Origin of the sequence: Bacteroides timonensis, assembly GCF_000513195.1 — a bacterium.
Lineage (GTDB): Bacteria > Bacteroidota > Bacteroidia > Bacteroidales > Bacteroidaceae > Bacteroides > Bacteroides timonensis.
The window spans coordinates 90,280-98,437 of sequence record NZ_CBVI010000039.1 but is presented as its reverse complement, the minus strand read 5'-3'; the positions used below and the strand labels follow the sequence as shown (position 1 = coordinate 98,437).

7 protein-coding genes are annotated in these 8,158 nt (G+C 46.5%); 2 read left to right on the top strand and 5 right to left on the bottom strand.

Translation table 11 applies throughout. The annotated features are described in order from the left end of the window. Positions 1–100: 100 nt before the first annotated feature. Positions 101–442 (bottom strand): hypothetical protein, encoded by a 342-nt coding sequence (locus tag BN161_RS09360; RefSeq protein WP_244436455.1) that lies wholly within the window; start codon positions 440–442, stop codon positions 101–103. A gap of 167 nt (positions 443–609) precedes the next feature. Here BN161_RS09360 and BN161_RS09355 point away from each other — a divergent pair, with 167 nt between their 5' ends. Next, on the top strand, positions 610–930 hold the full coding sequence (locus tag BN161_RS09355) for a heavy metal-binding domain-containing protein (RefSeq protein WP_044265231.1): 321 nt from the start codon (positions 610–612) through the stop codon (positions 928–930). A gap of 41 nt (positions 931–971) precedes the next feature. Here the strand turns inward: BN161_RS09355 and BN161_RS09350 are convergent, their stop codons facing one another. The 3 genes from BN161_RS09350 to BN161_RS09340 all read right to left on the bottom strand — a co-directional run bounded on the left by BN161_RS09350 (position 972) and on the right by BN161_RS09340 (position 5,374). Continuing rightward, positions 972–1,943: a FecR family protein gene (locus BN161_RS09350; RefSeq protein ID WP_052356218.1), complete on the bottom strand. Its 972-nt coding sequence runs from the start codon at positions 1,941–1,943 to the stop codon at positions 972–974. Next, entirely contained in the window at positions 1,940–2,464 is a 525-nt protein-coding gene (locus tag BN161_RS09345) for an RNA polymerase sigma-70 factor (protein ID WP_007210903.1), read from the bottom strand. Before BN161_RS09345 ends, BN161_RS09350 begins: the two co-directional genes overlap by 4 nt. Positions 2,465–2,788: 324 nt before the next feature. Continuing rightward, positions 2,789–5,374: an outer membrane beta-barrel family protein gene (locus BN161_RS09340; RefSeq protein WP_044265229.1), complete on the bottom strand. Its 2,586-nt coding sequence runs from the start codon at positions 5,372–5,374 to the stop codon at positions 2,789–2,791. A 173-nt stretch (positions 5,375–5,547) separates the two neighbouring features. On the opposite strand from BN161_RS09340, the gene BN161_RS09335 reads away from it, so the two are divergent. Then, positions 5,548–7,752, top strand: a complete 2,205-nt coding sequence (locus BN161_RS09335) for a sodium-translocating pyrophosphatase (RefSeq protein WP_044265226.1) — start codon at positions 5,548–5,550, stop codon at positions 7,750–7,752. A gap of 101 nt (positions 7,753–7,853) precedes the next feature. Here the strand turns inward: BN161_RS09335 and BN161_RS09330 are convergent, their stop codons facing one another. Then, the gene (locus tag BN161_RS09330) at positions 7,854–8,150 is read right to left on the bottom strand and encodes a nucleotidyltransferase domain-containing protein (RefSeq protein WP_044265223.1); all 297 of its coding nucleotides are present in this window, start codon (positions 8,148–8,150) and stop codon (positions 7,854–7,856) included. Positions 8,151–8,158 lie beyond the last annotated feature (8 nt).

Genomic DNA, 8,158 nt, shown 5'->3' with positions numbered 1-8,158 from the left:
TAACAAGTCCCATATATAAGTTTATTAATTAGACATAGCGGAACGAATGTATGATTCGTCCCGGATAGAATATAAAAATACGGTAATAGAAGGACTTGTGCTAAAGCCGGTATATACAAAGTAGGGAGCGTTCGGGTGAATATATGCTCCTGAGGTTGTACGGTTGGCTGCCGTCACTATATTGATATAGATTAGTGTTCTCAGTAGAGAAAGTATAAGTAGTCGTAGTCTCTGCACAGAACTTACGCGCACGGCTTAAAGAAAGTGTACGTGAGATAACAGCTTCATCATTAAACTCTTCAGGCGAATGATGCTCATTTTGTTCGATGCAAAGAAAGGGAGGTTCGTTCTCGGAAAAGGAATTATAATCTTCTGGTTGCAGAGCAAAAAGCACTACGACCAGATACATCATTATTTTAAATATAAAATGCTTTGTTTTCATTTCTTCGGCACAAAGATAGATAAATGCTGACTTTGCTCATATATAGGTCCTCTCTTTTTTGTTTTTTTATTATAATGAAGAGGTATAAAAGCTCTCGGCACTGCAACTTTTCGCCCTGTTCGTGCGTCTAATAGGGTGCAAATAACTTAAATAAATAGAGAAAGATTATGTTAGTAACAACAACACCAACTATCGAGGGTGGACGTATCACCCGCTATTACGGTATCGTTTCAGGCGAGACGATTATCGGTGCCAATGTATTCCGTGACTTTTTTGCCAGCATCCGCGATGTAGTGGGCGGACGTAGCGGCTCTTATGAGGAAGTGCTGCACGAAGCGAAAGATATCGCCCTGCGTGAAATGCAGGAACACGCCAGAGCACTCGGAGCCAATGCTGTGATTGGCGTGGATTTGGACTATGAAACTGTAGGTGGAAGCAGCAGTATGCTGATGGTAACCGCTTGCGGTACGGCTGTGACAGTAGAATAATAAATACAGGGGGAAGAGCCGGAAAGCTCTTCCCCAGCTTGTCAATGCTTGGGAGAATAATCGCTGATGATTACTTTTCCCTTTTTTTGTTCCAGTTTGGCTATTCCCAGATCATTGAGCGCTTGCACTACTTCTTCCAAAGAAGTTGTTCGCGGGAAGCGGAAATGAATGCGTTGTTTCAGCAAGTCGGGCGAATGAAAGATGATACTGGTGTTATACCATGTGCCTACAGACTTCATAATCTCCGCCAGTTCGGCATCATCGAAGCTGAACTCTCCTTTGGTCCATCCTTCCGTTGCGGTGAGTTGTGCTTCGGATATGGTGAAGCCGTTATCTTCAGACAATATAGCTTGCTGTCCGGGCAATATGTCTTTCTGCCGTGTTTGTTTCTCGTCGCTGACGCGGACGCGCCCCTGAAATAAAGTAACTGCCGCTACTTTTCCCGGATAGGCATTTACATCGAATACCGTACCCAATACCTGTGTCTGTATCTTACCGGAAGAAACAATGAAAGGACGTGCACTATCTTTTGCCACTTCGAAACGTGCTTCTCCTGTCAGATGGACTTCACGGGTCCCCTCTGTGGGGAACAGTTTAGGATATTCCAGGCGGGAATTGGCACTGAGTGTAACCTGTGTACCATCGTCCAGAGTGATTTGCGTGGTAGTGGCTGGGGGAGTTGAAAGAGTAATCCTGCCATTGCTCTCCGAGGTGATGATTGCTTTGGGAACATCCAAGGCCGCAAAGATTTCAATATCTTGTATTGTGTCTTCGCTGATAATGCGGGGCACGATAAGCGCTGCCAGCACTACGATGGCAACTGCAATGCCGGAAGTCCACATCTGTATGATGCGTCTGCGCTTTCGGGCGTCTTGCCGGGAGGCAAAAGCATTCCATGCCGCACGGGTCTCTTCTTCCGAAGGCAAGTCTCCGAGCGCTTCTCCGAAGGCATTCAGTAATCTGAGGTCTTCAGTATCCATCTTGAAATCATTTTCTTTTTTCTCTTCCATCATCGGTTTCCTCCTTTCAGGGTCATTGCTTCGCGCAAGGTACGCAAAGCTTTGGATATATGTTTCTTTACGGTGTCGGGACTGATGCCAAGTTGTTCGGCTACTTCCCGATAGGTTTTATGTTCATAATAGCAGAGCCGCAATACCGTGCAGGTCGGTTCCGGTAGGTTGCGGGCGATGCTTTCCGCCTGTTGCAGTAGTCGCTCATGTTCCCGGTAGTCGGTCGCTACATCCATGCGGGTGGCTTCGCGCAATGCTTCCAGGTTGGTGGCTTCTACTTGCAGATGCTTCAGACGGTTAAGGCAGGCATTACGTGCGGCAGTGTAAAGCCAGGCTCCCCGGTTTTCCGGTTCCAGCTTTTCGAATTGTTTCCACGCCTGCTCCATCACACTACCCACAATATCACGGGCTTCTTCTCCGTCGCCCAATAGTTGGGTGGCGTAGCGCACCAGACGGGGATATAGCTCCGTGAACATCTGTCCGAAAACTTCTCTTTTTGTGTCTTTTTTATGAAACAAGGACATTTTCTGATTCTTTTTGGGTCTGCAAAGGTAAGGATTATCCTTTATTTCCTTTATCAATCTCCTTAAACTGTCGTTGTACCGTTGTGGGAAGGGCATTGTACATATTGGGAAAGAGAGATGCTGGAATGGTTAGTGTTCTTGCAATCAGTGTGCTGCATTTACAAACCATTTACATCGCACGGTAAAAGCCTTTACCGCCGTATGTAACGACCTTTACCCCTTATTGTAATGCTCTTTACCTCGGTATGTAACGACCTTTACCTCGGCGTGTAAACGGAGTTATCATTTGAGGTAAACAGAATCATCCTTTGGGGTAAACGGAATTTAAAGACGTCCTTTTTCACTTTCTCCGGCACCTTTACCTTTATATTTATTCTTGGTGGCATTGAACTGATAGTTGAGGCGTATGCCGAAACGTTGTTTGTCGGAATAGTTTTCAAACTCGTTGTAGGTGCGGTCGCCATATACACGAAAGTGATAGGTACCTGTACGAAATATATCATTCGCTACCAGCGAGACGCGCAACGCGCGGTCTTTCAGGAAAGATTTGGTAAGTTGCGCATCTACAGTTCCTTCTGTTTTTTTGATGCCATAGCTTTGCTTTGCACCAAATGCCAGTCTTCCTTTTATATTGAAAAACCAGCCACGAGGCAATGTAAAACTGTTATTCAGAATGAAATCCGGTTGCGCCTCATTCCAAAGGGGCTGAATATTCAGTGAACGGGCGTTGGACTGGAACCAGGACAGGCTGGCCGTAAATTGCGGTTGCCACCAGCCGAACTTTGGGGAGAGTACCAAGGCGCCTCCGTATGCATAGGAGTTGGGGATGCTTGCCATTGTCCACAATACTACGCCGGGGTGCTTTGCGTCATCATAGGGTTTGGCATAAGTGGTGTACATGTTTCGTACGTGGTTGAAGTACAAACTGGCATTGATCCATTTCCAGCCCCCTTCCAATGAGAAGAGGTTATGCTTTTGTGGTTCCAGTTCAGGATTTCCGTTGTGGTATTGGTACTTGCTTTGGTAACTGATGGTACTGGACAGCATACTGTAGCTGGGATTATGCTTTTTCATGCGATAAGACAGGCCGATATTCCAGTCGTCCTTTTTGTAGAAAATGCCCGCTACGGGAATCAGGTCATGATAAGCTGGACTTTTCTCTTCTTTATAGATATCTGATTCGTAATAATCCGTCTTTTGATATTCATAGCGTAATCCTGCCATGATGTCGAACTGTCCCAATTCTATGGAATAATCGACAAAGGCAGAGGCGATGGACTGTTTGATGCGGTTATCGGCATCATTGGAGAAACCGCTTTGCTTGAAGATGTCGTGGCGCTCGGTGAAAGTTTCTTCAGTACCGAAAGAGAGTTTGCCTTGCCCGAGCGGTGCCGTAATCACCAGTTTAGCGGCATACAGGCGGTTTTTTACTTCACTGTCGGATGAGGCATCGGTTTCACCATTGTTGTCCACCTTCTGCCCACCTCCGGAGCGACCGTAGAGGTAGTCGGCATTGAAGTCGATGTTCCATTTTCCGAAAGTACCGTTATAATAGCCATTCACGGTATGATTCCAGTTGGTGTGCTTGCGACCGTGTGAGTCGGATGTGAGACGATCTACCTCTTCTCCGTCCCGCAGCATCACGGTTTCACCTTGCGAATAAAGCTCCTGATCGCCCAGTCCGGTTTTGGGTACATAGCGTATACCGAAAGACTGATGGTCATCCGGTTCGTAGTTGAAACCTACTTCGCCATTGAAGTTTGCATCATGTGCACGATTGACGTTGTCAGATATGCTTTTCCATTCGGAGGAAGTGTTCAGTTGCAGTTGGGTATGACTGGTGGAGTATGTGTCCGACTCATTGAAGTGCCCTTTGATAAAGATGTCCAGTCCGCCGGTACGATAATTTAGTGAGGCACCTTGTTTGCCTTTTGCCGAGTGTCCCTGAGTATAGTCTGCGTAGGCATTGGCACTTAAACCTTGCCCGCGCTTGCGGATGGTACGTAGCCGGATAACGGATGACACGCTGGAGGAATAACGTGCTCCGGGCGTGGTTACAATTTCAGCGGAGAGTATTTCGTTAGCCTGAAGTTGGTTTAGTTCTGAGGTGTCGCGTACTTTCCGGCCATTGATATAGATGTCCGGTTTGCCTCGTCCGATAACGGTATAGTTACCGTCCGAGCCGGTGACAAAAGGGAGGTGACCGATCATATCGCTTGCAGAGCCCAGCATAGAAAGCGGTGTCCCTGCTACGTTGGCAACGAAAGCGCCATTCTTGCGTTCCACCAGCGGGTGGGAGGCGGTGACGGTCACTTCTTTCAGTATTTGTGCGTCTGGTTGCAGGTGAATGTCATTTTCCGGCTGGCAAGGAAGCGTCAAGGACTGATAGCCTATGTAGGTTACTTTCAGCAAATGATTTTTTTCATTGTTGCCGGGTAGGATAAAGCTACCGTCTTCCGCTGTGACGCATCCTGTGATAAAGGCGGAATCAGCTGCTGCCAGCAGGATGACGTTGGCATACGCTAACGGTTCATCTCGGTCTCCGTATATGGTTCCGCGTACTTGGGTAGTCTTGCCATCTTTTCCCTTCCGCTGAATCACGAAGTAATCGGTACGTTCGATACAGTTGAAAGGTTTTCCTTTCAGTACTGTACGGATGGCTTCGCCTTGCGTCTGTTTACGGATACTTGCTGTTACGTGATAATTCTCCGTCTCTTCATAGGCAAAAAGGATATTCTTGCCGCCCATCTTCTCTATCTGTTTCAGTGCGGCAGACAGCTTTTCGTTTTTTAGTTCCAGGCTGACCAGGCTGGCTGTTTGCTGTGCATTTGCGGTTGGGGTAAAGAGTAGAAGAAAATATACTGTGTATATCATCCATGCCTTTCTAAAAGTAAAATCTGTGCGTTTCATTATTCCTTTGTTTTTATTGATTTTACTTATACTACAACATGGGTGCTCAATCGGGTACGGTTTTCGCCTGCAAATTTAATAGAATGAGTTGATTTTTCTTTTATTCCTTTGCTTATTTCGTTTCAAATCAATACTTTTAGGCTTTCAATCAACCTTTTAATACGAATAACACCATGGACAGTTTGCTTTTCTGGCTGATTCCGGCCGCTTCCGTTTTAGCTCTCTGCTTTGCTTACTATTTCCATAAGCAAATGATGAAAGAGAGTGAGGGTACTCCGCAAATGATAAAGATTGCCGCCGCTGTGCGTAAAGGCGCGATGTCTTATCTGAAACAACAGTATAAGATAGTTGGCTGGGTATTTCTGGGACTTGTGATCCTTTTCGCTATTATGGCATACGGTTTCGATGTACAGAATCGTTGGGTACCGATTGCTTTCCTGACGGGCGGTTTCTTCTCCGGACTTTCCGGATTCCTCGGTATGAAGACGGCAACGTATGCTTCGGCACGCACAGCAAATGCTGCCCGTAGCTCACTAAATGCGGGATTGCGTGTTGCTTTCCGTAGCGGTGCGGTAATGGGACTGGTCGTAGTGGGTTTGGGATTGCTTGACATCTCTTTCTGGTATCTGTTACTGAATGCGGTTATTCCGGAAGATGTTCTGACTCCGACTCATAAACTCTGTATTATCACTACCACCATGCTTACTTTCGGAATGGGTGCTTCCACACAAGCGCTCTTTGCCCGTGTAGGTGGAGGTATTTATACGAAAGCTGCCGATGTAGGCGCCGACCTGGTAGGTAAGGTTGAGGCCGGTATTCCCGAAGATGACCCTCGTAACCCTGCAACGATTGCCGATAATGTAGGTGACAACGTAGGCGATGTAGCTGGTATGGGTGCCGACCTCTATGAAAGCTATTGCGGCTCCATTCTGGCAACTGCCGCTCTGGGTGCTGCCGCTTTTATTCATACAGGAGATACGGCCATGCAGTTCAAAGCTGTTATAGCTCCGATGCTGATTGCTGCCGTAGGTATCCTTCTTTCTATTATCGGTATCTTCGCAGTACGTACCAAGGAGAATGCGAAGATGAAAGACCTGCTCGCTTCGTTGGCTTTCGGTACGAACCTGAGTTCAGTGCTGATTGTTGTGGCTACTTTCTTTATTCTTTGGCTATTGAAACTTGATAACTGGATGTGGATATCTTGTGCCGTTATAGTCGGTCTGGTAGTTGGCATCATCATCGGACGTTCTACGGAATACTATACCTCACAATCCTATCGTCCTACCCAGAAGTTGAGCGAAAGCGGAAAGACCGGCCCGGCTACGGTAATTATCTCCGGTATCGGTTTGGGTATGCTTTCTACTGCTATTCCGGTGATTGCCGTGGTAATAGGTATCATCGCTTCCTACCTGTTTGCATCAGGATTTGATTTCAATAATGTAGGTATGGGACTTTACGGTATCGGTATTGCTGCTGTAGGTATGCTTTCCACTTTGGGTATCACTCTTGCTACAGATGCTTACGGCCCTATTGCTGATAATGCCGGCGGTAATGCTGAGATGTCCGGTCTGGGTGCGGAAGTACGTAAGCGTACGGATGCTCTCGACTCTTTGGGTAATACTACTGCCGCTACCGGAAAGGGGTTTGCCATTGGTTCGGCTGCACTTACGGGACTTGCCCTGCTTGCCTCTTATATTGAAGAAATCCGTATCGGACTGACTCGTTTGGGAACCACTGATTTAACGCTTCCTCATGGGGATGCCGTGGCGCTTCAGGATGCCACTTTCTTCGACTTCATGCATCATTATGATGTGACATTGATGAACCCGAAGGTTCTTTCAGGTATGTTCCTGGGTAGTATGATGGCATTCCTTTTCTGCGGATTGACAATGAACGCTGTTGGCCGTGCTGCCGGTCATATGGTGGATGAGGTACGCCGCCAGTTCCGTGAAATCAAAGGAATACTTACCGGTGAGACAGAACCGGATTACGAACGTTGTGTAGCTATCTCCACAAAGGGGGCGCAACGTGAAATGGTAGTTCCTTCGCTGATAGCCATTTTAGCTCCGATTGCTACGGGACTTATTTTTGGTGTTCCCGGTGTGCTGGGCTTGCTGATCGGTGGATTGAGTAGCGGTTTCGTTCTTGCCATCTTTATGGCGAATGCGGGAGGTGCATGGGATAATGCAAAGAAATATGTGGAAGAAGGAAACTTCGGCGGTAAGGGTAGCGAAGTGCATAAAGCCACTGTGGTAGGTGATACGGTAGGGGATCCGTTCAAGGATACTTCCGGTCCGAGTTTGAATATCCTTATCAAGCTGATGAGTATGGTAGCTATCGTGATGGCCGGACTGACGGTTGCGTGGAGCTTGTTCTGATAAGTACAGGTATCTGTTTCAATAGATAGAATGTCCAGTTTGATACGTTTTTAACTCTTTTTGAAGTAAAAACCGGAACATCAAACTGGACACCCTACTTATTATATTAAAATCCCTGTTTTTGTAATGTCACAATAAAGGGGGTTATTCATATCTTCTGTAAGCAAAACTGGTTCTATAAGGTTACTTATCTTACGTCTAAGTTTCCACAATAGAGGGGTGTCCTCAAAATAGTTTTCGTTCAGATGCTCTACTACCACAGCAATATCTATATCGCTGTCCTCTCTATAATTTCCTTTACTGTATGAACCATAAAGATAGAGAGCTTTTAATGGTAACTTCTCGGCTACCATTTCTTTATAGCGTTTAGCAAGAGTTATAGCTTGTTCTTTATCCATGATTGTAA